This is a genomic window from Arthrobacter globiformis (assembly GCF_030817195.1).
In the GTDB taxonomy this organism is placed as follows: domain Bacteria; phylum Actinomycetota; class Actinomycetes; order Actinomycetales; family Micrococcaceae; genus Arthrobacter; species Arthrobacter globiformis_D.
In genome coordinates, this window is the sequence record NZ_JAUSYZ010000001.1 from 1,169,185 (window position 1) to 1,189,156 (window position 19,972).

The window sequence follows — 19,972 nt, forward strand, 5'->3', positions numbered from 1 at the left end:
AGGACGCTGCACCAGCTCCTGGACGCGTCACTGGACCACGAGCAAGTGCAGGCTCCGTTCGCCGCTGCCGGCGAGCCTGACCACTGCCAGGGCGGGGCGACGTACAGCCAAATTTCTTGACCATGAGTGGCGCCCCCTGCAACTGTAATTCTCGGGGCTAAAGATGACTTCAGCAGCATCGCCGCCGTGGTGAGCAAAACCATTGGCCGCGCAACGCTGCGGTGATGCGCGGGCCAGTACGAGGGCCTGTGAGGAAGTGATCGGTGTTACGCGATGATCCGCAGACGCCGCGGTAGCTGCGTGTCGCGGGCACGGCCAACGCCCGTCCCGAGCGGTCGTCCTTTGGCTGTCTTCGGTTTGGCCGGGGCAGGGTGAGGGACCGGCTCACCAGCGCGTTCTATGGGACTCCCAATAAGCTCTGTGTAATCCTTCCCGGCTTCACGGAGCCAGTAGGGCGTGGCTCCCAGCAACGGTGCGTTGTCGATGACGGCCGTCGCGTCGAACGTCGCGGTCCAGGGCTCGAACTTCTGTTCATCAAGGAGTCCGCGGGGGATCCATTTCGCCGCGCCTTTTCCGTGACCGACGGCAAAATCAGCTTCGAGGCGGAAAAAACTTTCGCTCAATTCGTGGCGGGCGGGGAAGTAGTCGCCCCATGATGCGACACCGATGCGTGCAGCGGGTGAGTCGGTGCCCGTCCCTGGGAACTCTCGGAGGACGACGTCGCTGATGGCGTTGCGTATGGCCGTCAGAGGATTTGTCCCATCCTTCCGGCGAGGGTGTGGGGCCGCGATAAAGACGACAGTAAGCCCACTCGTCTCCATCGGGTGTGCCGCGAGAGCCTGAGCCCATCGGCGGACCTTGCTCTCCAATCCTCGTGACGCTGTGGCGGTGATTTCGTAGGCGATCCGCAGGCCGTCGGTGCGGACGATCACCCCGTCGGCGCGACGGTTGTCCGGCCTCTTCACAGTCTTGCCGAGTCCGCTGCCAAGGAGCAGGTCCACAGAGGCGAATGTTTCGCCCAGGACCGTTCCTATGGGTAGCCATTCACTAGCACGGATCGCAAGCTCGGCTGCGAGGACGTTGTGCCTGTCGTATTGTCCCCCGGAGGACCAGGGTTGGCCTCCGGTCACGGTCAGTGACTCGGGGCCGGTCAGGGTTGGTTCGACAAGCTGTTTGTAGACGTCCGTGGCTGCTGGACGGTACAGGATGTTGCGGCCGGGCTTGATGCCCGAATACTGCCGGGGAACCGGAAACCAGCCAAGGTCCACGAGATCAGCAGAGAAGGAAGCGGCGAGAGGCGCACTGCGGTAGTCCAGGAACTTCAAGCAACCGGTGAAAGCGGCGAGCTGTTCTGCGGTGACAGTGCGGTAAGCATGCATGACGGACCATGCGTTCTGTCGTGCGATCCGGCCCCGATTTGCGGTCAGGAGGCGCAGGTGTTCGCCGTCGTCCATGAGAAGGCGCGGCGGGACGCCTGGTGCTGCTCCGTGGTCACGGCGATAACGTTCGCCATAGGCCGTCGTCCAGTTCGCCTGGCTGCCTGGCACCCACAGCTCATCCCAGTATGGATCGACCCGCTGGGCCGTAGAGACGGCATCCAGAGTGCAGGCGGACGGCAGCATCGATGCGTGGATGCTTTCGGGCGTCTTCCGCCGAGGGTGTTGTGCGTTCACTGGGAACACCTGCCGGCCGTGCTGGCGATGGCGAAGGACGGTGAGTCATTCTTGACGTCTCTTCTTGTTTTCCCTGCGCTAGTTCCGGTGCAGGGAGAGGCGGGAAAGTCCTGGGCGTGCGATTCTCGGTCCATTAAGGATCTCTTCGATGATGACGGCGTCTGCCGCAATAGTTGGCTCATACAACGGAACATGCGTAGACGCAGGGACAAAGGCGGCCCGGCGGGAAACATCACCGATTTGCGGCTCTGATTACGCCAGAAGCGCGGCTGCAAAACGCCGCGAATCCCCCAACCCGGGCCTGGAACGAGACTTCCGTTTCCCTTGTTTCCGGGTGCTGTATCGAGGACGCCCCAGGCAGAGGGGATACTTCGCCATTCACTGATGAGGGGGAGGACCTTGAACTTGAAGCCGTGACGATGCAAACGCCTGTGGATGGATCGAGACGGCGACATGAGGCATGAGGCATTAGGACTGGGGTTCGGCGTGAGCGCGTCTAGGGATGGTGTTGTAGGAGGCCGGAAAAGGACGGCTCCGGCGTGCCCGGGCGGCGAAGCGGCTGCCGCCGCCTGTCGGGCACCGTGCTGGTTGCGTGAGATTGTCAGTGACTGGAAGCGAACCGGGAGAAGTTTGGTTGGCTGATCGATCTGCCAACGGTTAGAGATCGCGGGTGAGACTCGTCAGAGTCGAACCTCCTCATATAGCGCCCGCTCTCGAGAACCCTCCCGTTTCCCAGGCTTGTCGGCTATCGCCGCCGGCCTTGGGCGGAAGTCCTCGTCTGGATTCGGCGCGGTCGTTCATCACCTTGGCTCGCTGGCCCTCAGCCTTTGAAAGGGGGCGACGGTGTTCCAACGCATCGCGTGGTCTGACCGGAGGCTGACAGGCTACGGTTGTCCGGCCAGACAGTCAGGCGAATGCTGAAGGAATGCTCGGCGGTTGGGGTTGGCCGCCTCGATCGAAGTGGAGTCCCGGCGGGAAGCGGCGAGTGCAAAGAGGCAAGCGCCCGTGCGGCGCCCCGGGCAGGAACCTAGAACTCGGGGTCACTCGGCCGGACGACTCCGACGCCTGACAGGGCACCGGTGAGGCCGACGGATCCCATGAGTTTGATTTCGGTGAGGGCATAGGAATATGGGGTTCCCACGCACACCACCGATGCCGTGATGAGCGGGGTGAAGCTGGGGGCAACCTTGGAAAGTACGGAGCGGAGGAGTCGGCAGTACGATACGCGTGCCCCGGGAGGGTGCGATGGGAGGAAACGGGCCAGAAGCGCGGCCGGGTTCACCATCATCGCCGAGAGCTAGCGAATGCGTCCGCCAACCGAAGGCGGCGGTTACGAGGACGCTGATCGTCCGGGAGACCAGGACGATTGGTGGCCAAGGCATCGGCAAACGGCGTTCGGAGTTGGCCGGCAACGGTTGTCGCCCTATGGGAGCGAGCTTCACCAGCCAGCCGTGAAAGTGGCAAGGAGTCTTTGATGGGACCGACCGACCCTCACAGGTCGGTGGCTCGATGACGCCCTCTAAACCATTCTGGCCTCGGAAAGCTGGCGGGCCCGCCCGAGCCACAGCCGCCCCGGAGAGGTCAACGCAGCTACAAAGCCTCACAGTGGCTGAAACAGGATTCCGACGCAGTTGTGCCAGCCCGGCCACTCCACCAAGAATGCCCAGGGTACAGGCAGCAATCGACTAGGCGGTCGAGCAGGAAATGGGTCCTGAAACTCAACAACGGCGCAGAATTCTCCCCCTAAACTGACCCCACTCGACCCGAACGACCTCAGGTGTTACGCGCCCCTAGGGAAATTATGCTCTTACTAAGAGATAGAGGGGTGGGGTGAATTAAGAATGCGAGAGGCCCCTGTATATATATATTATAGGTCGAATAGGTAGAGTGATATATATAAGGGCCCCTTCTTCCCTTTGTTTGCAAGGGATTGCCCACTCGACCTTCTGGTCGAGTCCTGGTCGATTCGGACGATCCTGAGGTCGAGTGACGGTGGAGTTCGTTTCAGAACCGTGCTCCGGGCCGGGCCGGGGCACGGTCAGGCCCATGGCCGCAATCCTCACCAATCCGATTTGTATCGGACTGCCACCCCACCTGGTGCACACGTGGGCGGACCCTTTGCTACTGGACTCGCCGACGGTAACCCGTGAGGAGCGACCTCCCACCAAGTCGACTCCTTACGCAGAAGCGACGCCCTACAGAAGGCCCACTGCCAGAGGCGGTGTCCGAGCCTCACCGGCCCTGCGCTGTACGTTGGCGGGACGGCGATGGGACAGTCGACACGGAGCCGGCGAGAAACAGCTGACAACGGATTCAGGATCGTCGCAACCGATCTGACAACCAAGAGGACTATTCCGGTGCCAGGAACTGGTGATGTGCGCGCGCTCTCAGGCCTCTCATAACTTGTTGTCGTACAGGACGTGTTAGACGGACTTTCCCACAGTCAGCAGCTCGGTCGGCGGGAGCGCGGTCGAAGGGTAAGCCGTGCTAATCGAATCTCTGGACATCGAGCGGCCGCCGAAGAACTCAGACATAGGCGGACTGAAGCATCGGTGAGCGTCTCTGGGACCGCCGCACACATTCAGGAAGTCACAGAAAGGAAGTTCAATTGACCGCCAATGAGCCCACAACCGGCCTCGGCAGGATCGCCCACACGGCGAAGTTGCGAGCCGACATGATCAAATCCGCACTCGAGCTCAAAGAGTATCTTGAGCAGATAGGGAGGTTCCCGCGCGGGACTGAACCGGCGTATGCAAGGCTGACGTACTTCCGGAAGCTTTGGGATCAGAACACTCCGGTGCCACACGAAGTCGCGGCATTGCTTGACTTCGCTGACACGCTCCCGAAACCCAGGCAGCTCGCGCACGGGCAGCGGCTGGAAGAGTACCGGCATTTCATCGCCGAGAACCGCCGCCTCCCTTCTAAGACACGGCCCGCGAAGGAGGCGTCGCTGGCTCGCTGGGCTGAGAAGTTGAAGAAAGAAGGGGCCCTCAAAAACACTGACATCCGGGATAGCCTGCTCGCTCTCATCGCGGAAACGAAGCAGCAGACCTGGGACTACGAGTAGTGTGTCGACGTTCCTCCCCACCGCTTCCATACACTTCACGGCGACCCTACGCTGACGGCGTGCAGTTGGTGTCGCGGTCTGCTCAACTGGGAAGAGTCGTCAGCGACGCTGAATGTCCGTCCTGTTCAGTCAGCCGTCGTCGGCCCGGACGCCAAGTGTCCTGATCGTCTTGCACCAGGCCATGTCTCTTTATTAGTGCACTCGATGAGGGACCGACGCTGTTAGCATCGCCGCCGAAGTCCACCGGTGCTCCCTGTGTCGCTGCGTATGCAGCTGGCGCGCCGGCCACCGGGCTTAGGAAGTACGGCTGAGATTCCCCGCTCGCGAATAGCTGAATAGTGGTAGTCCGCGTCGTATTCACCGCGAAAGAAAGGCGAGTGTGCACCGCCCGGGGCCGGCGCGCACCCCTGATCGTCAAATGTCGTTCGCCGGATTCCCCGTCCCGAAGGGAAGGTTCGATCCTTGAAAGTGGGAGCGGTTGAAAGTCGAGTCCACGAACACGGGACAGCCTGTTGCACCCGCTGCATAGGCTTCCGCTTGGAGCAGGTTTTGGATCCGGTCCCAGATGCCATCTGCCGCGAGAACTCGGTGACGCTTCCAAGCGGTTTGCCAGGGACCGAACTGCTCCGGCAGGTCGCGCCATGCGATCCCGTGCCGGTACCGGTAGGCAATACCTTCGACGACTTGACGCTGGTTTCGGAACGGGCGTCCCCGGCGGCCGTCGGAGTTAGGCAGTAGAGGCTCGACTAGGCCCCATTGATCATCGGTGAAGACCTGGAAATGCGATGCGACCACGGGTTTGTCAGGCACGGGTTCAACTATCTGGCCAATACTCCCTAGGCCGGCCATTCGTGGCCGGAGGTAGGAGTTCATGGTCCGGGGGCTCTCTTCGATGGCGATCCAGCGGCGGCCAAGCTTTTCTGCCACGGCCGCGGTGGTTCCGGAGCCGGCGAAGCAGTCCAGGATGACGTCGTCAGGTTCTGAAGCCAATGTGATGATTTTCCGGAGGAGGCCCTCCGGCTTCGCACTCGGGAACGGCAGATCTGGATGCAGTTCCTTCTGCTGTCGCGCGGCGTCCTCGTTCGTTTCCATCGATTCGAGCTGCCACGACCACAGGTTGGTCACCAATTTCGGGTTGCCGCCGGGCGCGATGTAGCTGGGGCGGAACGGTACTTTGGGGACTATGAAGTCAGCACCGTCGCTTATCATCTGATTCAGCTTTGCGGCCGAATAACGAGAGGGCATGGTCAGGTGCAGCCAAGTCACATTGCGGCCAGCGGCTACGGCTACGTCTTTCAAAAGATGGGCGTCAATGCCGGGAGATGAGTGGTCTCCTGCGGAGTAGGTTCCGTCGCCACAGTTGAATTTGACCGTGCCCGGAGGGAATGCCAGTTCTACAGCCCGGTTTCCCCTGTGAGCAAGGGGTGTTCGTTTGCTCCGCTCCGTGGCCCCATCCGTGAACGGGCGGAGCTTAGAGCGATCTTTTGCATAGACCAAGATGAAGTCCGTGACCGAGGACATCTGTCCGTGCAAAAACACCGGGCGACGCGTCCGTTCCCACGTTATGACACCGCTTGAGTTATCCGCGCCGAAGATCTCCTCACACAGCAACCGAGCCGTGCCGAGCTCGTTTGCATCCACATGGAGCCACAACGAACCGTCGTGCCTGAGCAAGGCATGCACGCTCCCCAAGACCTCCCTCATAAGGTCTGCCCACTGCGGGGTTGTCCGGTGGTCCCTGTAATGGCCGCGGGTTGACTGCGCGCCCAGAGTATTAAACGGTGGATCGAGGTAGCAGAGTTTCACGCTGCCTTCCATACCGTCCGCCAGGAGGCCAGGCAGGACTCGGCGGGCATCGCCGAGATGAATGGAATTTGAAATGCTCCCAGTAAAACTCACTTGCTAATTCTCGCTCAGGGGAGATACTTCTTTGACACTGCACAAACGTGACTAGAGGCCAACCGGACGTCCGGTTGGCCTGGTTAAATCTGGGGCGATTTCCACGGAATGCCGCACACATTACTGCCGCGACCGAAATGCGACCCGCCCCGGACGGAAGTAGCACCTTACGAAAGAAACAACATGTAGTTGCAAGCCTGACCTTGCCCGACAGCCTAAATGCTCACGAATACCTGTTGAAGTCGGAACGCAGTCTTGAACTGGGCTCGGATGAGGAGCTCGTCGAGGACGGCTTACCTTCCCTGAAGTGACCTAGGGCGTGTCTCTTTATTGGCGTAGCCAGATCAGGCATGCGTAAAGGGCGACGCGGCCCGGTAGGTGAGCGGGAACTTGTCGTACCAAGTGGCGATGCCGCGCCATTGCTTGAAGAGGTTGAAGGACTGCTCGACGGCGGCCCGCCCCTTGTAGGCCCCGGCGTCGAAGTTCACCGGGCGACCGCCGCGGGAGCCCCGACGTTTGCGGTTGGCGATCTGGTCCCTGGGTTCGGGGATCACGGCCCTGATCTTCCGGGCCGGCAGCCGTTCCCGGTTGGCCTTCGAGGAGTAGGCCTTGTCCCCGAGCACCGCATCGGGCCGGGTCCTGGCCCGGCCGCCGCCGGCGCGGGGGACGCGGACCGCCTCGATGACGTGCGCGAACATCCGTGAGTCCAAGCCCTGGCCGGGCTCGATGAGGAATGCCAGCGGCCAGCCCTTCCCGTCGTAGGCGTGGTGGATCTTCGTAATCAGCCCGCTGAGGGAGCGGTCGACAGCAGGGCACTTGAACGACTCAGGACTCGAACGCCAGGACTGTCTTCACAATCCCTGAGGATCGCCCGGGTGGTGGAGAATCAGTCCAGGAAACGCTGCGATGAAAGGGCCATGGGGGATGGGCGAAGGAAGACGCTTCAAAGTCGGCGATCTGGTCGAGGCCAAGCACTGGGATAGGGGCGACGTCATCACAGATGGAGTGATCGCCGAGGTTTTTGAGCCCAAAGACGACGATCACTTCAGCAAGCGTTACGCCTACCACGTGGTGCACGCCTGCAACCACCCGCTGCGGAGGGGGGATTTCTTCACTGAACACGAGGTCAAGCCACGCTCTGCGGACGATGCCTGGCGTGCGGGGCATTTCTTCCTTCGCGACTGGGTGGTTGCCGACGACGGAATAACGTCCTTCAAGGGAGTCGTCGAGAAGTTCGTGGCGGATGGCGACCGGCCCTACAAAGTGCAGGACTTTAAATCGGAGCAGTCCGGTTTCTTTGGCGACGCACACCTCACACTTGAACACCGGAACCGGGACCCCTACAACGCACCGGAGCGGTTCCAGCTTGGTGACTGGGTGGTTGCTGACGACGGGGAGGTTCGCTTCGTGGATGCCGTGATTGGGCGAACGCCCCCCGATGGCAGCGGTCGTCTCAACCGGACATGGCACTACGTGTATGCGGCCGATGGGTCCGGGGATGTACGCGTGTACAGCGAAGAGCATCTCAGGCCCAGGAGCACCCCCGTGTTCCCGGATCTCCGAGACCCCGAAGGACGGGACCCGGACTGGAAGTGGGCCTACTTCGCCCCTAAACGAGCCCGCATCGAAGCTCTCCAGGAAAGCCGCCGGCAGTCGGCAGAAGCAAAGGTAGAGGTACTGCCTAAAGAGTCCAGCCTTTTCAAGCACCTCTACGGTGAACCGCCAAAGCGTCCGATCGTCAGCGGGTTCAGGGGCGTGCTGATGTGGATTGCGGCCGTACCGGTGGCATCCCTCGCTGCCGAATCCCTGGCCCCCGGAGCAGGCCAAACAGTATCGCTGATCCTCGTCGTGAGCTCCGCTGTGGTCGTGCCATGGATCGCCCGTCGGATACCTGACTAGACCACCGGAGCAGCACCAGAGAGTACCGGCACCCTCTCAACACCGCCGGCAAAAACGAGCCGCAGCACCGGCGCGGTGAAACACCCAGGGGCGTTGGTGATGCCCCGCGTGGGGGCGTGACATGAAGAAGACCTCCGGATGGGGTGGTGCTTACGACAGTCATCACGTCTGGCCCGGAGGTCTTCAATGCCTCCTGCCAACGCCGTCCTGACCTCGAAGGGCCGGTTCCGGCTGGCCCGCTGCATCGTCGAGGACCGGTGGCTGCTGGCCCGGGCCGCCGAGCAGTCCTTCAACCTCTCGCTCACCTACCGGGCCGGCGTCGACCTTTACGCATGCCTGATGTGGCTCCGCCAATAAAGAGACACGCCCTAGCTCGAATGGGCAAATCTCGTCAATGTTTCCCACAGAGCCTAATCCCCCTCAGACGAGATAAAGGACTGATATGGGGGCCGTGCTGTCGCGGCTTGCCAACGCCCGTCCTCAGACGCTTGGTAAGGACCTCGCAGCCCAACGCGTTAACCCGCGTCCGCACGGATCGTCCCTGTTGTGCACCGGCCGGGTCAGGCCCGTGCAGTCCGCTGCTGATCAAACCGAAGACGGCCCAGGCCGCCATCCAGCGCGCTGTCCATTGAGTTCAAAACGTAAGACGTTGCCGAGGAGTGTGTGCGATTGGGGATGCATACGGTGACAGAAGGCAAGGTCCTCGGGGGGCAAGTTTCAGGATGTGAAGATGAAGCACACGCCGTGCACCCCGATCAGCTTGTCACTCCCAGCCATCGTTGTGAGACCACATGCACCGGGGAGAGAATGCCTTGGCTCCGCACACATAGTCAACATGAGAACTTCGAAAGCCGGAAACCACCGCAAGCCGCGACCCAAGGGCTGGCGGAAAACCGCAAGCTGCGCACTTCGCGCCCGAATGTGGGCCCAATTCAAACCTTCCCGCTGCACCGGGACCGGTCGTCCTCTTAGACGACGAAGAACCGTAGATACAGGGAGGCCGGCAGATGGACGCTGACCGTGCCATGACCTGACCAAGATGCAGCAAGAGGCCAGCGGTTCGGAACTGTCTGGCCAGCCCTCGATCCTGAAGGAAGGCCCGACCTCGGGTTCTTTGAGGGCCCACGTACCACTCCAGCTCCGGATGCAGAAAGACTAGTCGATCTTCCAGAGACTTGGGCGGCAGGAAATCAAGGTCGCCGTCGACAGCGTCGTCGTCGTCTGTGCCGGTGCTCTTCGGGGAAAAGAAAACAGCACGAATGCCGTGACGTCGTGGGCCCTCGTTGCCTTTCGGCCGGTGATCGCATGACACTACCGCCCCGTCTGCCGAGAGGAGCAGGTTCCGTCCGGATAGCGGGTCGCCGGAAGCGAACAGATCTGGAAGGTCATCGTAGAACAGGCGCCATTTGGTCATTGTGGTTGCATTGGAGCCGAGGTCTGCTGCCAAACGTTCAACCCACTCGGCCAAAACTTCCGGCGCAGGTTCGAGACTAGAACCTAGATGCTTTCCGGTTTCAGCGAGCCGCCCCAACCTTGTCTCGCTGACACGTGACGGATCGACGAGGTGGGCAGCGGTTACTCCGGCAACTGATTCAGCTGTGATGACATTGCCTGAATCAGTTGGCCACCGATGAACGCTCGACAGCGCGGCCCAACCCGAGCCAACGCAGGGAACGCGAATAACGTCTGCTAACGGCCTGTCGTTCAGACGTTTAGAGGCCTCATCAACAAAGCTGAGTGAGTTGACCGCCCAAGTGGTCAGATCGACGACAGAGTTTGCGTCCAGATCCGCGGCTATCAGTTGTTCGGCGGAGCGGATGCAGAGCTCTGCAGCGAACTCGAGGAGGAGTTTATTTACAGGTTGCTCCGGGTCCAGGCCGAGCCGGGCAAAGTCAGTAACAAAAGGGGCGTTAATGTGGCCTGAAAACGGGGCAGCAGTGTTGTCGCCCATTGGGAGGTATGTGAAAGCATGCGGCGCGCTCACCTCCCATCCGTCACCCACCGCGACGCTCACCTCAGCACTGGCATCCCACTCAAGCCACCTCGCGTCCAGCGCGCCCTCGTCGACCGACTCCTGCAGGGCAGCCAAGAGTCGTTCCTGTGGAACCATGAGACTGAACACATGAAAGCGGATGGAATCGTTGAGGATCACTCGCTTGCCGAAGAATTCCGCTGGAATTTCGTTTCGGACGAGCACCTCACAATCCGATTGGTTGCTCGACTGGATAGTCATGGAACTGAGGCGGTCAAGGAACAACATGATGGGAGCAGGCGAGTTGAGAAGCCGGCCGATCCGCTCCTCAACTTCCTGTGCAGCTCTGGGTGATGAGCAGGGCAACCTTAGAACCGTGACGTAGCCCTGCTCGCGCAGTGCCTGGGCGCGACGAGGGACGGTAGACAACGGGACCGTCAGCATGCTCAGGGAAAGATTTTTTTCTACTTGGTCGGCGCGTATATCGTCGTCATCCAGCATCTCCAGGAGGTCCGCCCGAGTACCCAAACGAAATGAAAATCCATTGAACATCGGATCTCGGCTATCCCGAGCGCTGTATATCTCGGGTACATCGCAGATCTGGAAGACGCTTTTAAACCCGACGCCCTTGTTGCCGATCCCTTCCCCGATAGGTTTGTCACTCTCACCGAGTGTCGCCATCCGCTCAAAGTTGCTTTGCGACAACGGGCGCCCGCCATTTGCAACATAGAGCACGCCATGCGCACCCTCAGTTTCGTCAAAAATGATGGCGACTTTGCCATCTCGAGTCCCGGGAAGATGCGCGTCGTAGCCATTCTGAATCAGCTCGTGAAGAAATCTCCCCCGGTACTCTTTGATCGTGTGAGCGACCATCGCCTTGACGGCGCGAGCGAATCCCACCTCATCGCCCAGTACGCCCGCTATGACCTTTTCAGCACGTGCGCGAATGAATTCTGCCGGTACGAAGTCATCCGGTTCGTGAGAATCTACGGGCGCTACCGGCGAGTTGGTATCAAGCATGCAGCCAACTGTAGCCTTTCATTTGTTGCCTATATCGGAGGGTCTATCTGTCTTTTGTTTGCGGCGTTCCGGGTGCGTCTCCTCGGCAAATATCCAAGACGGGGCCCGGTTCGGCCAGGACATTCTTGACACGCCGGCCAGCGAGTCCGGAGCCGACGGAAATGACCCACCGAGTGAAACTGGCGAAGTGGAAGAAGCTGAAGTGCAGCACGCGAAAGTTATGCCGTTCGAACATGAGTGGGCGGCCGGCTCGATGAATGACTCGCGATCGTAGTGGCCCGCGACCCCCGAGAAGACCCAGATCTGCATCTGGCGGAAGAGCATCACTCGTCTCCGCTCCATCAGCCTCCGCCAGATGCCCTCGAAGGGATCGGGCGTTGTAACGACGGATAGAACTCGCCCACAATGTTGCCTGGCATTCTGCTCCTATATCGCCGACTAGGATCGTTGGGTGAGTATTGACATGCCGGAGAACACCGAAGAAGGACGCTTGCAGGCAGCCCAGGATTTGTGGCACCAAACCAAGACATTCGAAGATGCCTGCGTGATGACAGCCGCATGGCTTGAAGGCATCATCCCGTTTATGCCCGGACGGTTCGGTGCCATTGAGAGTGAGACCGGACCGATTGCGTCAGATCTCGCCGAAATCAACAGGCTCGGACTGTGGACACAGGAGTCCCAGCCTGGGGAGGCCTCCGAGAACTGGGCACAGAGAGAATTCATCCACGGCCTGTGCGAGGAGGGCACCGCTCTGCGGCTGGAATTGCTGAGTAACCGCTCAGACCTTGTCGCTCTCTCCTTCCGCCCCGGCACCACGGGCTTTGGATTGATTCCGGCAACCGCCTCTCCCGGCGCTGTGGCATCTCTCCATCTTGGGCAGAGCATGGCTTTGTGCGATGAGGATAGTGACTTCATCCAGATACTTCAGGATTACACTACTCGGGAGCTCGCCCTAGTCGCTGTTGGACTCTGGGAAGTCCAGATCTTCGATCCGGTCTGGGGCCGTGCGGGGCTTCTAATCCCGTCCGTTATTGAGGCCCTCAGCGCGCCGTAGAAGCAAAGCTCCAGCTGTGGCTGGCTCGGCTTCCAGCTGCCCCGTCGGCCACCACCCGCACCCGTGGAGGTGGAGGGGACCCTCGGAGGTCCGCACACGGGGCTGCATGGACCCGTGCAATTGAAAGGTATTACGGTCCCGCTCGTCCGTTGCCTCTACCGGCACCTGCGCTTCGCTCAGCCGGCAAGCAGAAGCTCGTTCGAGATCGTCATCATTTCAGGGACGGCTAACGATCAACGACGACACGGACACCTTCCTGTTTTCCCACGTCCGAAGGATGCTCCGGCGGGGCCCGTATCCCCGTTGCCTACGCACAAGTTAGGGTTTTGAGCCGCGGTGAAGTTCCTTGCCCATCTGGTCTCGGCATCGTAGCCTCATGCAAGTATCGCGAGCATCCCTAGTCGCTGCTATTGCCAAGGAATCCACGCGTCATCGCCGCGTGGACTAACGGCTGCACACCTGTGTCGCCGAGGGCGCCGCGTAACGCATCGATCAGCTCCTTCACCTGATGGACGATGGAGTAGTTGCTGGGCGAAGAGTTGTGAACGCGTTCCGCGAAGTGTGACACCAGAACCGAGCCATGAGCTGAGAGCGCTTCTTCTGGGAAATGCGGACGGAAGAACCGACTGCCCAGACCGATGCTGTGGTTGCTGAGCAGCTCGATCGCTTCGGGAATTTCATCGCCGAGGTAAGGGACAGTATCTGCCCAGCAGGTCAGTTCTTCCATATTCGGGGTCCTTGGCACCCCGTGCAGTCTTGTCGTGAGGTGGTCGCGAAGCCATCGCTTCCACACCTCCGCGCCGTCGATCCCGTCCAAATGGAGGAAACGAACAATCGCCTGAGCGAACTCCGCTGCGTGGGCGCCGTCGTCGACCAGCACGCTTTGATCGAGCAGGGCTAGGCGTGATTCTGGAGTGATACCAGCGAAAGAGACAATAGAGGCGACTAGTGCGAAGAATTGACTCCGGAGATGGGACCCTAGCACGTCCAGCCGGGCCCACTCCGCTATCGTGCTCTCCAAGAGACCGGCCGCGAGCAGCTTGTCGTTGTAGCGGGGTTGATGTAAATACGGATTCCAAACCAACGCCGCAGTCGAGTCTTCACGGAATAGCGGAAGCACATGCTCGGTGGTGAAGGTCGCGTCGGCGGCGAATAAAAAGAACAAGTGGCTCGCCACAGCGGGTCTGGTGGCGTCCAGCGCATGCGGCGGCCCGTCGAGTAGTTGTGTCAGCGCGTCGCGCTCGTCCTCGTTGAGGCCCGACCAGTCATCACGATCCTTCCGCCAGCGTCGATCAACCTCGGCCATCCAGTACTGGGCGAGGTCTCCTGGCCAGGAATTGAGGTAGAGCGGAGCAAACGAATTCGGGTCCAGTTCCTCCGCGTGCGTGAATGACTGGCCGTGCTCTCTCCAGAGTCGGAAGGCGATGCGTCGCATGCCAGCGAGAGCCGGTGTCTCGTCACTTTCGATCTGCTTGCGAACCTGCTCCAGTAGGAATCGGCTGACTGACCGTGCGGATTCGGAATTTGGAACCTGTGTTGCAACTCGTTCGACGACAGCATCGGCGGCCCCACCCAAGGTCGCCTGTGCCCAGCCCTCGACAGTTGCTCGTCGAAGGTCGTGTGCCAGAGGACCAAGCCCACTCCGATCGTCGACGAGTGTCCAGAGTTGTTCGCCGAGTTCTGGACGGGACTCAACCACTCGGCTCACAAGGGAAAGAGCGTCGCGCCAGTCCGGTTCGTCGAAGTTCCGCGCCGAGTAGTCCCGGGCGAGAAGGTCATCGACGGCGGCGGCGGGGTCCGCTTCAAAGCGCCTGATAAAGTCTTCCGGTTCCATCGGCAGTTTCCCACCCCAGGTGCCGCTCGTCATCCAGCTGTCGAAGTCGGGATGTCCACGCGGGGCGAAGTCAGGGTTTGCGGCCTGCGCCGCTTCCAGTGCTGCGCCAGCCTCTGACCATCCAGGTGCGACCTGGGCCAGCCAAACCAGCAAGTTGTAGGTTGCGTATTTGGTGTGTCTTTCAATGTCGGCGATGTCTTCGGGGAGGCTTGGCCCGGCCTGCGCGGCCGCGAGAAGGCGCGCGCGGGCTTCTTTCGATGCTTTTTCAGCCGACACTTTGAGGACCCGATAATTTTCGTGCTTGAGGTCGGTTTCATAAAGAACGGATCGTTCGAGCAGCCACGAGATCTTCTCGTCGCATGACCGTGAGGCGTCAAGTGCGACCAAATGGAGCGCGAGACGGCGGAAGAGAACTCGATCGAGCGACCACCACTTTTCGGGCAGCTCCGGCCGTGCGACCAAGGCTTTCTCGCCATACGCTCGTAGTCCATCGATGACCGCGTCGACGGGATCGCGAAACTGATCCTGCCCGTGTGGTTCGATTGCCGATCGACCGAAGCTCAACGGATCCCACGAGCGAAGACCGTGGTAAGCGTCGAGAAGGTCGTAAGCTGCGCTCAGCGACTCCTCGAGTACCGCTCCCAGCGCCAGATCTCCATGAGGCGTCGCCTCGACAACCGTCAACACGTGTCTTATGAGGTTGTCCGCGTCGGCTTTCCACCGCACTTCAGCGTCCGGCAAAGTAGTCAGGTCCTCGGAGTCATCAAGGAACCATCGTCGCTTGAGCACGAGGTAGGGTCTGAGAGCTGCTCTGACTACCGTCAAATCCTCTGGCTGGTCAGCCGGGAAGTGTGACAGTAGCGTCTCAGTGGCGACCGGTGCAGAGTGTCCGTGTACTGAGGTCGCGAGCAACGCTTTCCATCGCCGCCCGGCGTCAGCATCTGCCTTGCTCAGATCGGCGGCTGCCCAACCGGCAGCACGGAAGAGGCCGTTGCTGAACGCTTGGCCCAACCGCTGCAGCGTCTGCAATGCCGCTCCGTGAAGTTCGGGCGACGCGATGAAGTTCTGACAGAACCAGTTCCCAAGGATATTGGCCGCGGCGTCTCCGTCCTGACCATTGAAGAGCGCTTTGAACTCCGGCAGTTCCTCCGCCCAGTGGAGCCACGCGACCTGGAGAACCGGTTCAGCAGCTCCGACAGCATGGACGAACTCGCTTGCACCGCTGGCGGTCTTGAGTTGAGCGACGAGGTAGTCGTAGTCGACCGGGGTGAGAGTTGGTCCTCCGTTGACAACTTCAACGATCCGAGCGCGGTGCTCGGTCTGCCGCATCCGGGCGCGGAGATCCCACGCCTCCAGCGCAGCCACAAGCGCAGTGTGGTCGTGGCCCTGGACAGGGTAGCCGATCGTCTCAACCCCGAGCCTCGACCACTTAACGTCGTCGACGTCGTCGACACTCATGAAGGCGAATCGCGGCGTCCCCGACGGGAGGCCAAGTGCGAGGTATCTCATGATTGGGTCATCATGGCTGTAACCGATGAACAGCACCGTAAACCTCTGGAACATCGGTAGCAGGAATCGGGTAGCCCAGGCGTTGGTGAGGTAGGCCCGCCCGAAGTCTCCATCGGTGAGAACGAGCTCCCGAGGTTCGCGGAGCACTGAACCGTGAAGATGGACAATGCCAGTGAAATCTTCCCCGAGCGGTAGGGCCGGACCGATCCACATGTCGGAAACCTCGATTCCACCGGCAGCCGCTGCGGACGAGAGGTGGTTATCGAAGTTGGTTGTGACGACCCGCAGCTGGCCGACTGAAGAAGCGACTCGAACGAGCGCTGTGTGAGTGGTGTTCGGTGCGGAGCCTTCGCGAGCGACGATATTCCGGGTGTGGCGATGCGTTTCGAAACTCTCCGGCATCGACCCCAGGAAAAAGTCGAGCTCGACGTTCTTCTTGAACGGTACCCGTGCCATTACTGCCAACTGACGCGCCAATTCGCCGAAAAGCGGAAGACCTGACGGAGCGTCAACCGAAGCCCCCGCGCCAACAAAAAATACTAAGCGCCCATCAGATTGTGCGTCGAGAACGGCCTGCGGCAGGTTCACGTCGCTGGTTATCCACATCTGATGCCCCCCACTAGCGCTGATTGCAAGCTCGTGCTGCAAACCGTCCGTTCGCTTCGACGATCGGACACGTGACCACAACATGATCGTATCGACGGAGAACGACAGCTGCGAACATCGGCACGGCTGGCACATGAGTTGGCAGCGGCCATTTCGCGACCGGCATGATTCGACTCGACCCAACGCAGGAAACTGACAGTTGAGTAGAGGTAATGACTAGCTACTGCCGGCTGCCATCCCAACTCAAGCCTGGGCATGACGACAAGTGGAATGACGTCTACCGCCGTGTATCTGAGAGCTTCAGGCGGGCGCCATTTCCGGCACCGTGTTCAACAGGACGGAGCCGGCTCCAGCACTGAAGTTAGCCGGTCCTGCAAATCAGGTCTCCGGATGGAAGCTAAACTTCGCCATAACTCTTTGACCGTATCCTTGGGGGACTTTGATGAGCTTGACCCTAGCGCGACCTATTGCCGTAACGGTAGCTGCCGCCCTAGTGCTTGTGTTGCTTCTGTCGGGGGCACTGTCGGCGCAAGCATTTACGCCCGCTTATGACTCAAAAATCACGGGTCGGATCGTTGGACCCGACAGTGAACCGGCGGCAGGTATGGACGTAATCGTCTATGCGGAAGCGGACAAGCCTTACGGTTCAGGCTTCCAGGACATGAGCGCGCAAACAACTACGGATGCCAATGGACGCTTCAACTTCCGTGCCGACAGCCGCACTGTCTACAAAGTGAGGCTTATGGACAGCTACGGATGGGGCGGCCGTAATCCTTTCACCTTTGCTGACAAGTGGATTGGCGGCAAAAGTACCTTCGACGACGCTGAAGGATACGCGTCTGCGCGGGAAATTGTCCTTGATGCTCCGGGAATCATCGATCTCGGTACCGAGGCCGCCGCTTTCAGCGACCTTCCTGCCTTCACCGTCTCCTCAAAGCCGACCATCATCGGCGACCCGGCCTTCGGTCAGGAACTATTCGCAACTCCCGGTTCGTGGTCTCCGACCCCTCTCTACGGCTGGAAGTACACGTGGTACCGCGGGGAAGAACAACTCACTGGCGCCCGGACCGATCCGACATATCGGCCAGGGTTACCTGACGTCGGCCAAGGCCAGATTCATGTCGTTGTAAGTGCTGCACAATGGGGAGTAGCTCGTTACACAGAGGCCAGATCGTCCGACGTTTCCGTTCCGCCGATCAAGCTTCCTGATCCGGGCGTCACCATCGAAGGCCAGACCCAAGTGGGCCAGCGACTAACCGCGGCATTAGCCGTTCCCGAGGGGTGGCACGCAGAGTATCTCCAATGGATTCGATCGCCTCAGTGGTACCGCGATGGAATCAAGATCAGCGGTGCGGAGTCGATCGACTATGACATCGTGGAAGCCGATTTGGGGGCTGTTCTAAGTTTCACGGCCGGCGACCGCATCAGCCATGCCCCTGTCGAGACACCAATAGTCGCTCCGGGGGCGCTTGGCGCGGCGCCGGTCCCGACGATCACGGGTGATCTGAAGGTCGGCTCTGTTCTTACGGCCAACCCCGGGGCGTGGGAGCCGTCACCGGTGAGCCTGGAGTACCAGTGGTTCCGCTCTGGTGTTGCCATCAGCGGTGCCACTGAGAGCACTTACGTGCTGGCCGGGGCGGATGCCGGTCAGGCTTTCACGGTTCAGGTCACCGGGTCCAGGTCCGGGTATGAGGCTGTGACGAAGTCCTCGGCCTCGACTGCTGCCGTTGCTCCGGGGGCGCTTGGCGCGGCGCCGGTCCCGACGATCACGGGTGATCTGAAGGTCGGCTCTGTTCTTACGGCCAACCCCGGGGCGTGGGAGCCGTCACCGGTGAGCCTGGAGTACCAGTGGTTCCGCTCTGGTGTTGCCATCAGCGGTGCCACTGAGAGCACTTACGTGCTGGCCGGGGCGGATGCCGGTCAGGCCTTCACGGTTCAGGTCACCGGGTCCAGGTCCGGGTATGAGGCTGTGACGAAGTCCTCGGCCTCGACTGCTGCCGTTGCTCCGGGGGCGCTTGGCGCGGCGCCGGTCCCGACGATCACGGGTGATCTGAAGGTCGGCTCTGTTCTTACGGCCAACCCCGGGGCGTGGGAGCCGTCACCGGTGAGCCTGGAGTACCAGTGGTTCCGCTCTGGTGTTGCCATCAGCGGTGCCACTGAGAGCACTTACGTGCTGGCCGGGGCGGATGCCGGTCAGGCTTTCACGGTTCAGGTCACCGGATCCCGGCCAGGATATACGCCCCTGATGAATGAATCCGCTTCGACAGGGCCTATTGCCGAAGGTTCCTTCGGCCAGGTTCAGGTTCCGAGGATCTCAGGGACACCCAAGTACCTGGAAACACTGTCGGTGCCACGGTACAGCTACGACTGGTTCTCAACTCCAGCGGCGCAGTCTCGGACCTCCCAGTGGTACCGGGACGGTGTAGCGATCCCGGGAGCCACAAGCATGGACTACTCCGTTCAGCTTGCCGACATTGGTCACGCCGTATCTATCCGCTTGACTCTCACGAAACCTGGATATGCCACCCACACAGTTGAATCCCTGCCCACTGCGAAGGCAACTCCTGCCGTTTTTGTAGCCCCAATACCGGTCGTGAACGGTGCAGTGAAGGTGGGCAATGTGCTGACTTTCGATACAACAACCTGGAATACGGGCCGCGCCTCGAACTTCTACGACCCCCAACTGACAAAGCGTTACCAGTGGTATCGCTCCGGCGTCGCCGTCCCCGGTGAGATCGGACCCGGGTATCGACTCTCCGCAACCGATTTAGGCAAGCGTGTGAAGCTCCGGGTCAGCATTTCCAAGCCGGGCTACGCGACCGTCACCAAGGACTCACTTGAAACTGGGACAGTCGCTGCCGGAACCCTGACAGCTCCGGCTCCGACCGTCACGGGAATCAAGAAGGTTGGCTACGCGCTGACGGCTACCCCTGGAACCTGGATGTCCGGGACGATCCTCAAGTACCAGTGGTACCGCTCCGGCGCCGCCATCGCCGGCGCGACAGTAGCCAAGTACACACTGGGGGCTGCAGACCTCGGCAAGTCCATAAAAGTGCGCGTCACCGGCTCCAAGGCAGGATACACCACACTAGCCAAGGACTCGGCGGCAAGCATAGCGGTGGTCGCCGGAACGCTCGTCGCACCGGTCCCCAGGATCAGCGGCACGCCGCGTTCCGGGTACACGCTGACCGCAGCGCCCGGGACCTGGACCTACGGGACGATCCTGAAATACCAGTGGTACCGGTCAGGTGTCGCCATTGCCGGCGCAACCGGGAGGACCTACCGGCTGGTTGCCGCCGACCGCTACGACACAATCAAGGTCCGTATCGTCGGCACCAAGGCCGGCTACACCACAGCCATCAAGTACTCCGCGTCAACGGTTCGCATTCCGTAAACAGAGGCGCCGCGAGGCCGCCGGCATCTACACCAGCGCAAGGAA

At 60.8% G+C, this 19,972-nt stretch carries 10 protein-coding genes and 1 pseudogene; 5 read left to right on the forward strand and 6 right to left on the reverse strand.

Annotated features, from left to right (window positions below; genetic code table 11):
* Positions 1–266: 266 nt before the first annotated feature.
* Together QF036_RS05385 and QF036_RS05390 are read right to left on the reverse strand one after the other, a co-directional pair.
* Positions 267–1,673, reverse strand: a complete 1,407-nt coding sequence (locus tag QF036_RS05385; RefSeq protein WP_307099898.1) for a hypothetical protein — start codon at positions 1,671–1,673, stop codon at positions 267–269.
* A 1,027-nt stretch (positions 1,674–2,700) separates the two neighbouring features.
* Positions 2,701–2,961: a hypothetical protein gene (locus tag QF036_RS05390; protein ID WP_307099899.1), complete on the reverse strand. Its 261-nt coding sequence runs from the start codon at positions 2,959–2,961 to the stop codon at positions 2,701–2,703.
* 1,320 nt (positions 2,962–4,281) lie between these two features.
* Here QF036_RS05390 and QF036_RS05395 point away from each other — a divergent pair.
* Positions 4,282–4,740 carry a hypothetical protein gene (locus QF036_RS05395; RefSeq protein WP_307099901.1) on the forward strand — a complete coding sequence of 153 codons (459 nt, stop codon included), beginning with the start codon at positions 4,282–4,284 and terminating at the stop codon, positions 4,738–4,740.
* Between the two features lie 414 nt (positions 4,741–5,154).
* Here QF036_RS05395 and QF036_RS25225 read toward each other — a convergent pair whose 3' ends face one another.
* A complete protein-coding gene (locus tag QF036_RS25225) occupies positions 5,155–6,639 on the reverse strand; it encodes a DNA methyltransferase (protein ID WP_373460086.1) in 1,485 nt (494 codons plus the stop codon).
* Between the two features lie 344 nt (positions 6,640–6,983).
* Entirely contained in the window at positions 6,984–7,424 is a 441-nt protein-coding gene (locus QF036_RS05410) for a transposase (protein ID WP_307105783.1), read from the reverse strand.
* 121 nt (positions 7,425–7,545) lie between these two features.
* Here QF036_RS05410 and QF036_RS05415 point away from each other — a divergent pair, with 121 nt between their 5' ends.
* Together QF036_RS05415 and QF036_RS05420 are read left to right on the forward strand one after the other, a co-directional pair.
* Entirely contained in the window at positions 7,546–8,538 is a 993-nt protein-coding gene (locus QF036_RS05415) for a hypothetical protein (RefSeq protein ID WP_307099903.1), read from the forward strand.
* A 186-nt stretch (positions 8,539–8,724) separates the two neighbouring features.
* A pseudogene (locus QF036_RS05420) lies at positions 8,725–8,844 on the forward strand (IS481 family transposase); the annotation flags it as partial.
* A gap of 457 nt (positions 8,845–9,301) precedes the next feature.
* On the opposite strand, the gene QF036_RS05425 reads toward QF036_RS05420, so the two are convergent.
* On the reverse strand, positions 9,302–11,530 hold the full coding sequence (locus QF036_RS05425; RefSeq protein ID WP_307099905.1) for a sacsin N-terminal ATP-binding-like domain-containing protein: 2,229 nt from the start codon (positions 11,528–11,530) through the stop codon (positions 9,302–9,304).
* A gap of 451 nt (positions 11,531–11,981) precedes the next feature.
* Here QF036_RS05425 and QF036_RS05430 point away from each other — a divergent pair, with 451 nt between their 5' ends.
* Complete coding sequence (locus tag QF036_RS05430; RefSeq protein WP_307099906.1) at positions 11,982–12,584, forward strand: DUF6919 domain-containing protein; 603 nt, start codon at positions 11,982–11,984, stop codon at positions 12,582–12,584.
* Between the two features lie 397 nt (positions 12,585–12,981).
* On the opposite strand, the gene QF036_RS05435 is transcribed toward QF036_RS05430, so the two are convergent.
* The gene (locus QF036_RS05435; protein ID WP_307099907.1) at positions 12,982–16,515 is read right to left on the reverse strand and encodes an SIR2 family protein; all 3,534 of its coding nucleotides are present in this window, start codon (positions 16,513–16,515) and stop codon (positions 12,982–12,984) included.
* A gap of 679 nt (positions 16,516–17,194) precedes the next feature.
* Here QF036_RS05435 and QF036_RS05440 point away from each other — a divergent pair.
* Complete coding sequence (locus QF036_RS05440) at positions 17,195–19,927, forward strand: hypothetical protein (protein WP_307099909.1); 2,733 nt, start codon at positions 17,195–17,197, stop codon at positions 19,925–19,927.
* Positions 19,928–19,972 lie beyond the last annotated feature (45 nt).